14 protein-coding genes are annotated in these 14,435 nt (G+C 69.8%); 4 read left to right on the forward strand and 10 right to left on the reverse strand.

Going from position 1 to position 14,435, the window contains the following annotated elements:
- Window positions 1–28: 28 nt before the first annotated feature.
- From WS51_RS05845 to WS51_RS05865, 6 genes are all read right to left on the reverse strand, one after another.
- Window positions 29–1,078 (reverse strand): ferredoxin--NADP reductase, encoded by a 1,050-nt coding sequence (locus WS51_RS05845; protein WP_069229136.1) that lies wholly within the window; start codon window positions 1,076–1,078, stop codon window positions 29–31.
- A gap of 10 nt (window positions 1,079–1,088) precedes the next feature.
- On the reverse strand, window positions 1,089–1,259 hold the full coding sequence (locus WS51_RS31940; RefSeq protein WP_155640021.1) for a hypothetical protein: 171 nt from the start codon (window positions 1,257–1,259) through the stop codon (window positions 1,089–1,091).
- A 39-nt stretch (window positions 1,260–1,298) separates the two neighbouring features.
- On the reverse strand, window positions 1,299–1,817 hold the full coding sequence (locus WS51_RS05850) for a flavin reductase family protein (protein WP_059451250.1): 519 nt from the start codon (window positions 1,815–1,817) through the stop codon (window positions 1,299–1,301).
- Window positions 1,814–3,574 (reverse strand): FAD-dependent oxidoreductase, encoded by a 1,761-nt coding sequence (locus tag WS51_RS05855; RefSeq protein ID WP_069228769.1) that lies wholly within the window; start codon window positions 3,572–3,574, stop codon window positions 1,814–1,816. Before WS51_RS05855 ends, WS51_RS05850 begins: the two co-directional genes overlap by 4 nt.
- A 10-nt stretch (window positions 3,575–3,584) precedes the next feature.
- Window positions 3,585–4,778 carry an acyl-CoA dehydrogenase family protein gene (locus WS51_RS05860; RefSeq protein ID WP_069228770.1) on the reverse strand — a complete coding sequence of 398 codons (1,194 nt, stop codon included), beginning with the start codon at window positions 4,776–4,778 and terminating at the stop codon, window positions 3,585–3,587.
- A gap of 171 nt (window positions 4,779–4,949) precedes the next feature.
- Window positions 4,950–6,089, reverse strand: a complete 1,140-nt coding sequence (locus tag WS51_RS05865) for an LLM class flavin-dependent oxidoreductase (protein WP_059507736.1) — start codon at window positions 6,087–6,089, stop codon at window positions 4,950–4,952.
- Window positions 6,090–6,348: 259 nt separating this feature from the next.
- On the opposite strand from WS51_RS05865, the gene WS51_RS05870 reads away from it, so the two are divergent.
- Together WS51_RS05870 and WS51_RS05875 are read left to right on the forward strand one after the other, a co-directional pair.
- A complete protein-coding gene (locus WS51_RS05870) occupies window positions 6,349–6,699 on the forward strand; it encodes a VOC family protein (protein WP_057925050.1) in 351 nt (116 codons plus the stop codon).
- Between the two features lie 267 nt (window positions 6,700–6,966).
- The gene (locus tag WS51_RS05875) at window positions 6,967–8,355 is read left to right on the forward strand and encodes a DHA2 family efflux MFS transporter permease subunit (RefSeq protein ID WP_069228771.1); all 1,389 of its coding nucleotides are present in this window, start codon (window positions 6,967–6,969) and stop codon (window positions 8,353–8,355) included.
- Window positions 8,356–8,379: 24 nt separating this feature from the next.
- On the opposite strand, the gene WS51_RS05880 is transcribed toward WS51_RS05875, so the two are convergent.
- On the reverse strand, window positions 8,380–8,787 hold the full coding sequence (locus WS51_RS05880) for a DUF4377 domain-containing protein (protein WP_069229137.1): 408 nt from the start codon (window positions 8,785–8,787) through the stop codon (window positions 8,380–8,382).
- A 232-nt stretch (window positions 8,788–9,019) separates the two neighbouring features.
- On the opposite strand from WS51_RS05880, the gene WS51_RS05885 reads away from it, so the two are divergent.
- Entirely contained in the window at window positions 9,020–10,195 is a 1,176-nt protein-coding gene (locus WS51_RS05885) for a helix-turn-helix transcriptional regulator (protein WP_069228772.1), read from the forward strand.
- Between the two features lie 129 nt (window positions 10,196–10,324).
- On the forward strand, window positions 10,325–11,518 hold the full coding sequence (locus tag WS51_RS05890; protein WP_069228773.1) for a tyrosine-type recombinase/integrase: 1,194 nt from the start codon (window positions 10,325–10,327) through the stop codon (window positions 11,516–11,518).
- 27 nt (window positions 11,519–11,545) lie between these two features.
- Here WS51_RS05890 and WS51_RS05895 read toward each other — a convergent pair whose 3' ends face one another.
- The 3 genes from WS51_RS05895 to WS51_RS05905 all read right to left on the reverse strand — a co-directional run bounded on the left by WS51_RS05895 (window position 11,546) and on the right by WS51_RS05905 (window position 14,390).
- Entirely contained in the window at window positions 11,546–11,764 is a 219-nt protein-coding gene (locus WS51_RS05895) for a YXWGXW repeat-containing protein (RefSeq protein ID WP_059507738.1), read from the reverse strand.
- Between the two features lie 65 nt (window positions 11,765–11,829).
- Window positions 11,830–12,993, reverse strand: coding sequence for a DUF1501 domain-containing protein (locus tag WS51_RS05900; RefSeq protein WP_059792653.1), 1,164 nt, complete (start codon window positions 12,991–12,993; stop codon window positions 11,830–11,832).
- 2 nt (window positions 12,994–12,995) lie between these two features.
- On the reverse strand, window positions 12,996–14,390 hold the full coding sequence (locus WS51_RS05905; RefSeq protein ID WP_059507523.1) for a DUF1800 domain-containing protein: 1,395 nt from the start codon (window positions 14,388–14,390) through the stop codon (window positions 12,996–12,998).
- Window positions 14,391–14,435 lie beyond the last annotated feature (45 nt).

The raw sequence follows: 14,435 nt of genomic DNA on the forward strand, positions 1-14,435 counted from the left end.
GCCGCGCGCGCCGCACGCGCGTCGCGGCTCAATCGGGAAACACCACGCGCAGCGCGTCGCTCGCGGGCCGCGCGCAGCAGGCGAGCGTCCAGCCGGACGCGATCTCGTCGTCGTCGAGCACGTGGTTGCCGTCGAGCGCCACCTGCCCGCGCTCGATACGGCACATGCACGCGCCGCACTGCCCCATCCGGCAGGAATTCGGTGCCGGCAGGCCCGCGCGCAGCATCGCATCGAGCAGCGTTTCGCCGGGCGCGCCGGCAAATGCGAAGGTCTCGCCGTCGAGCACCGTCTCGATCGCCGCGCCATCGTCGGCGGCCGTGGCGGGCGCCGTCGCGGACGATGCAGCCGGATCGGCCCGCACCCGCGCATCGGGCAGCGACGCAAAGCGCTCGACGTGTACGCACGCACGCGGCAGCCCGAGGCCGAGCATCGCGGCGAGCGCGTTCTCCATGAACATCGCCGGCCCGCAAATGAACGTTTCCTGCTGGCTGAACGGCCGCGCGAGTTCCTCGAGATGCCGCTGGTGCGGCACGCCCTGCACGCTGTCGAGCCAATGGATCACGCGCAGGCGGCCCGGATGGCGCTGCGCGAGCTGCCGCAGTTCGTCGCGGAAGATCACCGAGCGCTCGTCGCGATTCGCATAGATCAGCGTCAGCATCCCGCGGCCGTGCACGAGCGCCGACTTCAGGATCGACAGCACCGGCGTGATGCCGCTGCCGCCCGCGAACAGCAGCAGGTCGTCGTCGAGCGTGCGCGGCGTGAAGACGCCGGCCGGCGGCAGCACGTCGAGCGCATCGCCCGCGCGGATGCGGTCGCACAGCCAGTTCGACGCGCGGCCGTCGCGCACGCGCTTGACGGTGATCTTCGGTGCCGCGTCGATACCCGGCGCGCTCGACAGCGAGTAACAGCGCGCGACGCTCGCGCCGGCGCACGGCACGTTCAGCGTCAGGAACTGGCCCGGCCGATACGCGAACGCATCGCGCAATGCCGTGGGCACGTCGAACACGAACGAGCATGCATCGTCGCTTTCGGCGATGACGTCGGCGACGGTCAGCCGGTGAAAACGGGAATCGCTCATCGCCGGCTCCTCATGGCGTACCGGGCGCACGGCTCCGCGCCAGGTTCGACGCGAGCGCCGGCGCGATGCATGCGAACGCGTTCAGCACCTGCGTTGCAGCAGCACCGATCAACTGCACGAGCTCTTGAAAAATAGTTGTGTCCGCACCGTTCCAGATATGGCGGTTCAGTCTGCGTGTCATGAGTCGTTCCTTTCCGATGCGATGAAACGCGCGCCGCCGTCACGCGGCCGCACGGTTCGCGGGCGCGCCGGGCGTCGTGTACGCACCGTCGAGATAAACGAGCGGATCGACGTCGCCGCTCATCAGCACTTCGCGGATTCGCCCGATGAACACCGTATGCGTGCCGTATTCGAAACGACCGTCCTGCTCGCACACGAGGCTCGCCTGCGAATCGTGCAGATACGGGACGCCGAGCGGCGACGTGCGCCACTCGCCGGTCGTGAAGCGCGCCTCGCCCTTCAGGCGGCCGCTGCAGTCGATCGCGATGCCTTCGTGGCGTGCGGACAGCACATTCACGCAGAACGGCGCGCCCGCATCGAGCGGCGGATACAGCGACGCATTGCGGTTGATGCAGATCAGCAGCGACGGCGGATCGGTCGACAGCGAATCGACCGCCGTCGCGGACATCGAGTAGCGCCGGCCGTCGTGCGCGCTGCTGATCACCGTGACGGAGCGCGCGAGACGGCGCATCGCGAGCAACATGTCGGTGCGCAGCGGATGGGTAGTGAGATCGCTCATGATTGGACTCCGTCAAGTTGGGTCGTGGAGGGCTGGTTGGACTGGCCTCCGGCGTCGGCCGCCTGCGCGGCCAGGTGATCGGCTGCGATGAACCCGAAGGTCATCGCCGGACCGAGCGTCGAGCCCGCGCCGGGGTAGCTCGTTCCCATCACCGATGCACTGGTGTTGCCGATCGCATACAAGCCGTCGATCGGCGCGCCGTCGGCGCGCAGCACGCGCGCGTGCGCGTCGGTGACGAGCCCACCCTTCGTGCCGATATCACCCGCATCGATTCGCACTGCATAGAATGGCGCCTCGTCGACCGGCCCGAGGCACGGGTTCGGCTGGTTCGTCGGATCGCCGTAGTACGTGTCGAACAGGTTGTCGCCCTTGCCGAACGCTTCGTCGATGCCGGTTGCCGCGTAACGCGCGATGTCGCGCAGCGTGTCGTGCAGCCCGGCCGCATCGACGCCGATCCGTGCGGCGAGCGCATCGATCGTGTCGGCCTTCACGAGCACGTCGCGGAATGCATCGGGAATGCGCGAGTCGGGCATCATCGACGCCGGCATGATCGGTCCGCACGGATACTTGCGGCGAAAACGCGCGTCGAACACCATCCACGCCGGCACGCACGCGCCGGTGCGCGCATGGTCGCGGTACATCGCCGGCACGAATTCCGAATACGGCGCGGCTTCGTTGACGAAACGCCGGCCGAGACCGTTGACGATCACGCAGCCCGGCAGGTTGCGCTCGACGAACAGCGCTCGCTGCTTCTCCTCGCCCGCGACGCTGACCGTCGGCGCGCCCCAGACGTGTTCCATCAACGCGAGCGCGCCGCCGAGCCGATGGCCTTCGGCAATCGCGTCGCCGGTATTGGCCGGCGGCGTCGCGCTCCATTGCATCTGCGTCGGGTGCGGCAGGTAGCGTTCGCGCATCGGCTGGTTGCGCTCGAAACCGCCCGCGCCGAGGATCACGCCGCGCCGCGCGGTGATCGTCACCGGCTGCCCGAAGCGCTGCGCGCGCACACCCGTCACGTGGCCGTCCACGTCGAGCAGATCGCGCATCGGCGTGTCGAGCCAGACGGGCACGTTGCGCTCGAGCAGTGCACGGCGCAGCCCGCCGATCAACGCATTGCCGAGCGTCAGGCGCCGGTCGCGCCGCGTTCGGCGCCGCACGCCGACATCGAGCCAGTAGCGGCCGAACTGCGCGATCGCGAGCTTCATGAAGCCCGGCCCGCGCGAAAACAGCGTGTGCGCCTCCTTCGACGTCACGGCCACGCGGCCGCCGATCAACGTGCCGGGCGACGGCGGACGCAGCCGGTCGAGCTCGTCGCCGAGCAGCGCACCGTCGAACGGCAACGGATCGAGCGCCCGATAGCCCGGCATCGCGCCCGGCAGCTTCTGGAAATAGTCCGCGTACTTCGGCAGCGCCTGGTAGCGCACCGGCGTTTTCGTTTCGAGGTAACGCAACATCTGGGGCGCCTGGTCGAGATACGCGTCGAGCCGCTCGCGCGACGATGCGCCGGCCGTGCACGCGTCGAGATAGCGACGCGCGGCCTCGCGCGTATCGGTCGCGCCGAGCTCCGCGATATGGTGATTGCACGGTATCCAGATGCCGCCGCCCGAGACCGCCGACGTGCCGCCGTACAGCGCCGTCTTCTCGATCACGACGACGGACAGTCCGCGGTCGGCCGCGCGGCATGCCGCGAGCAGCGCGCCCGCGCCCGAGCCGACGACCACGACGTCGAACACGTATTGCTGCGCTTGCGTGTCGTTCATCGCGGCCTCGTCAGATGAAATAGTCGGTGTTCTCGCGGCCGAGCATCACGGCGCCGAGGTTCTGGCCGAAGCGATCCACGTTGTTCGCGTAGTGCGCGCGGGCCGCATGCAGGTCGAGAAAGCGGCGCACCAGCGGATTGCGGTGATAGATGCCGTTGCCGCCCGCATAGCGCAGCAGCGCGTTCGCGGCCTGCGCGCAGCGCTCGGCGACCTGCGCGGACTGGTAGCGGAAATGCACGCGGCGCTCGATCGACACGGCCGGCCCGCCCGTCACCGACGCCATCAGCTCCGCGAAATTGCGCTTGAGCAGCACCTTCATCTCGTCGATCGCGACGGCCGCGTTCGCACACGCGTTCTGCGCGCCCGGATCGTCGGTCGTCTTCGCACCGCTGTTGGCCGACACGCGCGTGGCCGCATAGCCGGTGAAATCGTCGAGCGCGCCCTGCAACGCGCCGATGCACGACGTGCACACCGCGCGCACGAAGATCTGCGCGAACGGCAGCTTGAACAGCGGCGCGTCGTTGACGGCCAGGCCGGGGCTCGTGCCCATCATCCCGTCGAGCGCCTTGTGCGTGCGGTACGCGGGCACGAACGCGTCGTCGACGACGATGTCGTGGCTGCCGGTCGCGCGCAGGCCGAGCACGTCCCAGTCCTGCTGGATCCGGTAGTCGGATTTCGGCAGCAGGAAGGTTCGGTATTCCGGCGGCTGGCTGGCCTCGGCCGGCGGCACCAGCGCGCCGAGGAACACCCAGTCGCACAATTCGCTGCCGCTCGAGAACTTCCAGTGGCCGGACAGCCGGAAGCCGCCTTCGACCGGCGTCACGCGGCCGACCGGCATGTAGGTCGACGCGATCAGCGTCGCGGGGTCCTTGCCCCATACGTCCTGCTGCGCGCGTTCGTCGAACAGCGCGAGCTGCCAGTTGTGCACGCCGACCACGCCGTACACCCACGCCGTCGACATGCAGCCGCGCGCGAGCGCCATCTGGATGTCGAAGAACGTCTGCGGATCGAGCTCGTAGCCGCCGTAGCGCTTCGGCTGCAGCACCTTGAAGAAGCCGGCGGCCTGCATGTCGGCGATCGTCTCGGCCGGGATGCGGCCCTGCGCTTCCGCCTGCGCGGCGCGGCCGGCAAGGGTCGGCGCCAGCGCCTCGGCCCGGGCGATCAGGGTGGCGGCCAGTGCGTTCGAATCGTTGTCGCGGTGCACGAATGTCTCCTGTGATACGGGGCGCGCGCGGCGGCGCTCACCCCGGTCTCTCTCCAAGTGGTTCGTCGCGGCCGGCGCCGCGAGCGAGGGCTCCTGCCGGCGATGGTCGGGCTCGCGCGGGCGCGCCGCATCGTCCGAAGGGACGACGGGCGCGGCCCGGCCCGCCCGCCCTTATGCGCAGGCGCGCGCCTTCTCCTTGTTGAAGAACGGGATCACGTGCTCGCCGATGTTGCGGATCGTTTCCATCTGCGCGTCGTGCGGCACCGTGCCCATCTGGCAGAGGAACAGCACTTCGTCGACGCCCGCTTCCTGCAGCCGGCCCACGTAGCCGATGCAGTCGTCCACCGTGCCGTACGCATGGTTCGGGTTCATCATCGCGAGCGCCGGATCGGCGAAGTTCACGACGACTTCCTCCGACGCGAAGCGCGAACGGATCACCATTTCGCCGGTGTCGGCCTGCACGAGGTCGTCGCCCCACTTCGCCGGGTCCGGACGCTCGCCGCCCGTGTACCAGTACGCGAGCGATTCCATGAAGTAGCGCTGGCCGCGGATGCCGATCTTGCGGGCCTTCTGGCCGTCGGCCATCACGACCGTCGGGCACAGCGCCGCGAGGTGCTGGGTCGGGCGGAAGCCCACCTGGTCTTCCGGCTTGCGGTTCGCCCATGCGTCGCGGTAGATCGCGTTCTTCTTCGCGACTTCGTCCGGGCCGCCGAAGCCGAGCACCAGCGCGCCCATCCCGCGCTGGCCGGCGCGCAGCAGCGCATCGGTGTTCGTGCAGGCGAGGTACATCGGCGGATGCGGATCCTGGAACGGCTTCGGGTGGATCGGACGCTTCGGGATCTTGATGTACTTGCCGTCGTGCTCGATTTCGTCCTGCACGAACATCTTCGGCACCAGGTACATCGACTCGTCGATCATCGGCTGCAGTTCGTTGAGGTCGTAGCCGAACGCGCCCGCTTCCTGCTGGCTGCCGCCCTTGCCAACGCCGAAATGCACGCGGCCGCCCGACAGGATGTCGAGCAGCGCGACGCGCTCGGCGACCTTGATCGGATGGTTCATCGCCGGCGGCAGGCACACGACGCCGTGACCGAGGCCGATGCGCGTCGTACGGCCGGCCAGGTACGCAAGGAAGGTTTCCGGCGCGCTCATGTGCGCATAGTTGGTCAGCGACGTGTGCTCCACGCACCAGATCGTGTCGAAGCCGACCTGCTCGGCCAGCAGCGCCTGCTCGACCGTCTCCTTGAACACCCGGTGGTCGCCCTCGCGCGATGCGTCGGTGGTCTGGGCTTCGTAGATGAGGGAAAACTTCATTGCGTGCGTCTCCATGTGTGTTGGACGAGTCGGGGTCGTGCAGCCGCCCGCACGATACGGACGAATAGCGACGGTCCACGGATGGGAGTGTCGGCGCGCGGGCGTGCCCGGGCATCGTCTGTTTGGAGTAACGGCGTGCGCGCGGGGACAGAGGGGTTTCACCGTCATCCGAACAGACTGCGTGGCGGCCGGCACCGCGCGCTAGCATCGGACGACGGCGCGATACGTGCCGTACACATCACGACAAGGGAGAGAGCGAATGAAGGTATCGATGCTGCTGTACCCGGTCGATGACATCGACACGGCCTTGCCGCTGTTCGTCGACGGGCTGGGCCTGAACGTGAAGTTCCGCGACGGCGATCGCTATTGCGCGCTCGACGGCGGCCCGCTGACGATCGCGCTGGTGGCCGGCGACGAGCAGATCGTCGAACGCGCGGCCCTCACGCTGCGCGTGGACGAGGACGACGACCTTTACGCGGCGATGGCGCGGGTCGTGAAGGCAGGCGCGTCGGTGCGCGTGCCTGTGCAGGCCGGGCCGCACGAATACCGCGCGGTGCTGGAGGACAGGAACGGCGCGCTGCTGGTGATTTCGCAGAAACGCGCGGCGTGATGCGGTCACGCGCGGCGCGCATGCCGCGCGATACGATCAGCGGGAACCCGGCCGGATGCGACCGGAACGGGTGGCCTCGGCAATAAGCCGGACGGGATCGGGCATCCCGCGCCGCCATCGGCCATTCCGATGACGACGAATGCTCACGGGCAACTTCCCGATGGCCGCAGGAACCGGTACCATCGAGCGCTTGTAGACCGGCCGTGCGCCGGCGCGCGTCGCCCGTCACGTCGCCGCCGCGCCGGTCGCCGCACTTCCCGTTTCGTCATGTCCCGCGAACCCTCACACTCCGCGCTGCTGTGGATCGTCGCCGCCGCGTTCTTCATGCAGTCGCTCGACACGACGATCGTCAACACCGCGCTGCCGTCGATCGCGCAAAGCCTGCATGCGTCGCCGCTCGCGATGCAGCCGGTCGTGGTCGTCTACACGCTGACGATGGCGATGCTCACGCCGGCGTCCGGCTGGCTCGCCGACCGGTTCGGCACGCGCCGCGTGTTCTCGCTCGCGATCCTGGTGTTCTCGCTCGCGTCGATCGGCTGCGCGGCGTCGCACACGCTCGGCCAGCTCGTCGTCGCGCGCGCCGTGCAGGGCATCGGCGGCTCGATGCTGCTGCCGATCGGGCGCCTCGCGGTGTTGCGCCGCGTGCCGGGCGAACGGTACGTCGCGGCGATCGCTTTCGTGTCGATCGCCGGGCAGCTCGGCCCGATCGTCGGGCCGACGCTAGGCGGCTGGCTCACGCAAGCGATTTCCTGGCACTGGGTGTTCATCGTGAATGTGCCGGTCGGCGTCGCGGGCTTCATCGCGGTACAGCGCTTCCTGCCGCACGATCAGGCGACGCAGCCGCCGCCGTTCGACTTCGTCGGCTGCACGCTGCTGTCGGTGGCGATGATCGCGCTGTCGCTGGCGATCGATCCGCCGATGCCCGCGCACCGCACCGGCTGGGCGGCCGGGCTCGCCGTGCTGGGCGTGGCGAGTGCGCTCACGTACCTGCCGCATGCGCGGCGCCGCGCGCAGCCGCTGTTCCGGCTCGGGTTGTTCCGCGAGCCGAACTTCGGTTCGGGGCTGCTCGGCAACCTGCTTTGCCGCATCGGCACGAGCGCGGTGCCGTTCATGCTGCCGTTGCTGATGCAGGTGCAGCTCGGTTATACGCCGCTGCAATCGGGGATGATGATGCTGCCGGCCGCGATCGCCGGCGTGATCGCGAAGCGCTGGATCGCGCCGCTCGCCAAACGTTTCGGCTATGCGACCTTCCTGGTCGTGAACACGGGCATCGTCGGCTGCGCGATCGCGGGGTTCGCGCTGGTTTCGGCACGGCCCGCGCCGGTGCTGGAGATTGCATTGTTGATCGTGTTCGGCGCCGCGAACTCGATGCAGTTCGCCGCGATGAACGCCGTGACGCTCAAGGGGCTGTCGCACGCCGACGCCGGCAGCGGCAACAGCCTGTTTACGATGATGCAGATGCTGGCGATGGGCCTCGGCGTGTCGATCGGCGGCGGGCTCGTGAACCTGTTCGCCGCGTATTGGGGCTCGATGGCGAAGGGCTTCGTGCTGTCGTTCGTCTGCATGGGCGCGGTCACGCTGCTGTCGTCCGTCGTGTTCCGGCGGATCGACACCACCGCCCCGCCGAAGCCGGTCGCGCCGCGGCCGTCCGCGTAAGCGGCGCCGCGGGCGCGCGTGCCGTCAGTTCGCCTGACGGCGCTCGACGACACGCTTGAGCACCCAGCGGATCGACGACCCGTCGGCCGGCGGCTGCGCGACGCGGTATTCGTCGACTTCCAGCACGTATTGATAGCCGGGCTGGTACGCAAAGCCCTCGATGCCCGCGTACCACAGGCTCCACGGCTCGGCCGGGCTGCCGCGCACCTGCAGGCAGTCCATTGGCGCGACGCCCGTGCAGCGTGCCGTCTGCGGTGCAACATAAACGGTCCTGGTCACGGGCCGGCCGTCGGCCGGGCGATCGGCGCGCGCGTTCGTGGCGTTCGCGGCGCTTGCGTCGTTCGTCACGGCCGCGTCGGTCTGGCATCCGGCGAGCAGCGTGCTGCCGGCGATCACGGCCGTGCCGAGCAACATTCGGGCGTTGCGAATCATCTGGTGTTCCTCGAGAAGCATTGGTGGGCCGTTTAGACGAACGGCGTTTCGCGGAAGTTCACAAATTGCTTGCATCGGGCGTGCCGCCACCCTCATTCGTGGTATGTCGCGCATGCGTCGCCACGCTACCGTATTCCGGTGCAGGCCGCCGCGCACCGCCGCCCGCGAAGCATGCACGCACCAGCATGCCCGGCGCACCGCGACCCGGCGGCTGCAACAGGAGACAACCCCGATGACCACGGCGCCCCCGGCCCATTCCCCGTACATTGCCCGATCGAGCGTGACGCTCGAGCAGTTCGATGCGCTCGTCGCGGCCGTCTACGAAGGCCCGCTGGAAGACGTGCCATGGGGCAGCGCGCTCGAACGGATCCGCGTGCACCTGGACGCGAACTACGTGACGATGATCCTGCGCTGGCCGGCCAGCGGTCACGCGGGCCTGATGATCAATGCGTCCGGGCACGGCGCGCCGCTGCCGGGCGTCGCGTCGTACAACAATTACTATTACGCGCTCGACCCGTTCGTGAACCTGCCGAGCGATCGCGTCGTCACCGTCGACGAGCTGCTCGGCGTCGGCGTGTGGCGCGATAGCGCGATGTATCGCGAGTTTCTCGAGCCGTTCGACGTCGGCCACCTGATGGGCGCCGACCTGCGCACGCCCGACGGGACCGAATGCCGGTTCCGCGTGTGCCGCCCGCATCATGGGCGCGCGTTCTCCATGACCGACAAGGCCGCCTGCAACGCGTTGCTGCCGCACCTGAAGCGCGCGGTGCGTCTGCATGCGAAGTTCGGGATGGTCGAATCCGAGCGCATGCTGTACGCGAGCACGATCGACCGCATGCTGGTCGCGACCGCGATTCTCGACGAGCGCGGCACGATCATGAAGACCAACTCCGTCGCGGACGAGATCTTCGCCGAATGCGACGGCCTGCGCGTGCGTGGCGGCGCGCTCGAGGCGTCGTATCCGCTGGAAGACCGCAAGCTGCAGAAGCTGATCCGGCAGGTGCTCGCAGAACGCGCGGGCGGCGCGCCGGCGGTCGCGCAGGCGCTCGCCGTGCCGCGCCCGTCCGGCAAGCCGCCGCTCGGCGTGCTGATCCGCTCGGTCCCGCTCAGCGAATGGTCGGAGGACAATCCGCGCCGGCCCGCGTGCGCGATCTTCATCCGCGATGGCGAACGCAAGTCGCAGGCGTCGCACGACATCGTGCGCAAGCTGTTCGACCTCACGCCGGCCGAGACCGCGCTGGCGCTCGCGCTCGTCAACGGGGCGACGCTCGAGGAAGCCGCCGACGAACTCGACATCAGCAAGAACACCGCGCGCTCGCATCTGCGCGCGATCTTTTCGAAGACGGGCGTCACGCGGCAGGCGACGCTCGTTCGGACGTTGCTGAACAGCGTGTTGTCGCTGGGGTAATGCGGCCGCGCTCGTCCGCGTCGCGCTTCGTCACCGGCCGGACGATCGCGACCGATGGCGGCTTCACCGCGTGGCGATCGTGTATTACCATCGGCGCTTCCTCGTACGCTTCGCGCGCGCTCTCTTCGCATGACCTCACCCGTTCCGTCCGGCGCCGCGCTGCGGCCGCAGCCGATCGACACGCTGACCGTGCCGGCCGCACTCGACGGACGCGCGGGCACCAACCGCTCGACCAGCGCGCATCCGCAGATCGCCGCGACGCATGACCTCGACGCCGTGCGCGCGTGGCTCGCACGCTTCGTCGATACGCCCACCACGTTCCAGAACTATCGCAAGGAAGCCGAACGGCTGTTGCTGTGGGCCGTGATCGCGTGCGGCAAGCCGCTGTCGTCGCTCACGCACGAGGATCTCGTCGTCTACCGCCAATTCCTGCTCGCGCCCGCGCCGGCCGACCTGTGGTGCGCGAACGGGGGCCGCAAGCATCCGCGCGGCGACCCGCGCTGGCGGCCGTTCTACGGGCCGCTGTCGGCGGCCAGCCAGCGGCAGGCGATGGTGATCCTCAACGTGATGTTCTCGTGGCTCGTAGAGGCCGGCTATCTGGCCGGCAATCCGCTCGCGCTGTCACGGCAGCGGCAACGACGGCCCGCGCCGCGCGTCACGCGCCATCTCGCGCCGCCGCTGTGGCAGGCGGTCAAGGATGCGATCGCCGCAATGCCGCGCGACGACGCGCGCGCCGCGTTCCATGCGGATCGCGCGCGCTGGGTGTTCACGCTGCTGTATCTGGGCGGGCTGCGCATCACCGAAGCCGCCGAGACCACGATGGGGCAGTTCTTTTCACGGCGCGATGCGAACGGGCGCGATCGCTGGTGGCTCGACGTGACCGGCAAAGGCGGCCGGCAGCGGCTCGTGCCGGCCACCGCCGAGATGATGGCCGAGCTGGCGCGCTACCGGCGCGCGCACGGCCTGCCCGCGCTGCCGGCTGAGGGCGAGACGACGCCGCTCGTGCTGCCGGTCGGTCGCACGCGCAAGCCGCTCACGCGCGCGGCGTTGCACCGGATCGTGAAGCAGGTATTCCGCGTCGCGGCCGACCGGTTGCGCACGCAAGGACATGCGGGCCAAGAACAGGCGCGCGTGCTCGAACAGGCATCCGCGCACTGGCTGCGCCACAGCGCCGGCTCGCACATGGCCGACGGCCGCGTCGACCTGCGGCTTGTGCGCGACAACCTCGGGCACGTGTCGCTGACGACCACGAGCCAGTATCTGCATGCGGACGACGACTGGCGGCACAGCGAAACCGAGGAGAAGCATCGGATCGGCTGGTGAGCGGCGCGCCGTTCGCACGCTTCGACTTCAATACACGGCCACCCAATGCCCGGGCACCCACGCCCAGTGATTGCCGGCCCAGCGGTAGTGGCCTTTCGCCCAGCGATAGCCCGGCGCGGGCGCCGGCGGCATCACCTCGACGACCGGCGCGGGCTGCGGCGGCCGCGCCGGTTCCACCACGCATGCGGACATCAGCGCGGCACTCATCGTCGCCAATACGGCAAGCGATACGGATCGGACTTTCATCATCGATTCTCCCTGTTGTGTCATGTGCAATCGGCTGGCGGATGCGAGCGCGCGCCCGCCGCGCGTCACGCGATTCCGCTAACAAGCCCCGTCATCGGGCGCGTCGGGCCGCTGTCCGCGAACAGCGTGGCCGCGGTATGGCCGGGATCGAGCCGCAGGCTTTCGGCGGCCGCGCCCGCGATCAGCGCATCGAGCGACGCGGTCGGCTTCAGGTCGCGCCCTTCGTACAGGTCGCCCGGCCGCAACCCCGGCCAGTCCGCAATCACGCGCCCGCCGGCGACCGCCCCGCCCGCCAGCATCGCAACCGACGCCTGCCCGTGATCGGTGCCGCCCGTGCCGTTCGCGGCGGCGGTGCGGCCGAACTCGGTCGCGACGAGCACGGTGGTCTGCTGCCACACGGGCCCGAGTCCGTCGCGCAATGCGGCGAGCATCGTGTCCAGTGCCTTCAACTGATTCGCGAGCCGCGCGTTCTGCGCGCTGTGCGTGTCCCAGCCGCCCGTCTCGATCATCGCGATCCGAGGGCCGTCGTCGCGCGCGAGAAACGTCGCCGCGAGCTTGCCGACGCCGGCCGGATCCTGGCGCGCATGCGCGTCACCGGCGAGGCCGCGCGCGGCCATCGCGGACTGCCACAGCGGCCCGAGCTGCGCGTCGGCCTCGTAAAGCGCCGATACGCGCGCGAGCAGGTCGTCGGGCGCGGCCGGCAGACCCGACGCCGCATACGACGCCGCCTGCACGCTGCCGCGCAACGCGAGCGGCACCGTCGGCGCGAACGCGATCGCGCGCTCGCGCGTCGGCGGCAACATCGCGGCGAGCCGGTTCAGCCAGCCATCCTTTACCTGGTACGGCGCGCGCCCGCCCGTCTCCAGCACGTTCTGGCCGTCGAAATGCGAACGGTCGCGATACGGCGACGCGATCGCGTGGACGAACAGCGCCTGCTTGTCCCGAAACATCCGCGCGGTCTGCACGAGCGACGGATGCAGCGCGAACGTGCCGTCGACGCGCGTCGCCGCCGCGGTGTCGATCGCCAACGGGCCGCGCAGCGACGCATACGCCGGTTCCGCATACGGGACGACGATGTTCAGCCCGTCGGCCGCGCCGCGCTGGATCACGAACACGAAGCGCCGGTCGGTTTCGACGTTCGCGAACACGATGCGCGGCGCGACGAGCATCGCGCCCGCGCCGGCGGCGGCAACGCTCAGGAACTGTCGGCGGGTGAAGGATCGGGCCATGTTCATCTCCGTTGGAAATCGGGCGATACCAGCAACAGCGCAAGCGACGTGGTCGCGCTCTCGGCGCGCGACAGCGCCGTCGCCGTCGGTGCACTCAGCGAGCCGGCCAGCAGCGTATTGCCGAGCGTGCGCGGGTCGAGCCGATCGCCCGTGCGCGCGGCCAGCCGCTGCGCGATCTCGACGCGGCGCACCAGCGCGTCGGGCGCGGCCCAACTGGCGGCGACGTCGTCGTAACCGGCCGGCGACCCGGGCCGCCATACCGGCTGGCCGAGCTGCGCGAGCAGCGGCGCGGCCTTCAGGTCGCCCACGTCGCGCCAACCGAGCCCGCGCAACGACGACACGGCCCACTCCCACGGCGTCTTGAACTTGCGATTGACGGGCGACCATGCGTCGGGCGCGTCGACCAGCGCGCGATAGACGGTCGGCAGATCGCCGCCGCTCGTCTCGAAGGCGCGGGCGAGCCGATCGGTGAGCGCGGGCGGCGGATTGTCGGCGACGAAATGGCGCGCGAGCTGAAACGCGATATGCCGGCCCGTCGCCGGCGAACGCGCCAGGTCATGCAGGATCGCGCGGGCCTGCGCTTCGCCCGGCTGGTCATATGTGCGGCCCATCACCGTGCGCGCGCCCGGCTCATGCAGATTCGGGCGGAACACGAACGCGCCCGGCGCCGCGTCGCCGGGCTGCGGCCCGCGTCCGCCGGCGATGCTCCAGCCGGTCAGCGCGCGCGCGAATTCCGTCACGTCGGCTTGCGTATAGCCAGTCCGCACGCCGAGCGTATGCAGCTCCATGATTTCGCGCGCGAGGTTTTCGTTGAGGCCGCGTCGCGCCGCCGGATTGCGGGCGTCGGCGCGCAGCGCGGCCGGGCTGTCGGGGCCGACCGAGCGCGCCTGGTCGAGGAACAGCTGCATCGCGGGATGCTGTTCGACGGCAACGAGCATGTCCTCGAAACGGCCGAGCACGTGCGGGCGGATCGCATCGCGCTCGAATGCGCCCGCATACGCGGCGACCTGCCCCTTGTCGACCGACACCGCGAAATGGTTTGCCCAGAAGTGCACGAGACGCTCGACGAACGGCGCGGGTGTGGTCAGCGCGCTGTTCAGCCGTGCGGCGACCGCGCTGCGATATGCGTCGTAGCCGTCGCGGCGGATCGACTGCGCGGTCGCGCGCCGGGCCTGCGCGTCGTCGCTCGTCATCGCGTTGCGGGCCGTCGCGAAACGCGTGGCGAGCGTGACGGCGTCGGGTTCGCCGGCCCATGCGGCCGGCCGCGGGTCGTAACGGTCGAACTGCGCGACGAGCGCGGCTTTCGGATCGCCAGGCGGTGCTTCGTCGGCCCGCGCGCCGAGACCGAAACGGTTCAGCGCGATGGCGGCCGGTGTGATGTCGTTCGGATGGTCCATGACGGGGCTCTCGCGGTGCGTACCCGTGTTTAACGGGGGCCGGCG

This window comes from Burkholderia territorii (assembly GCF_001718335.1).
Taxonomy (GTDB): Bacteria; Pseudomonadota; Gammaproteobacteria; order Burkholderiales; family Burkholderiaceae; genus Burkholderia; species Burkholderia territorii.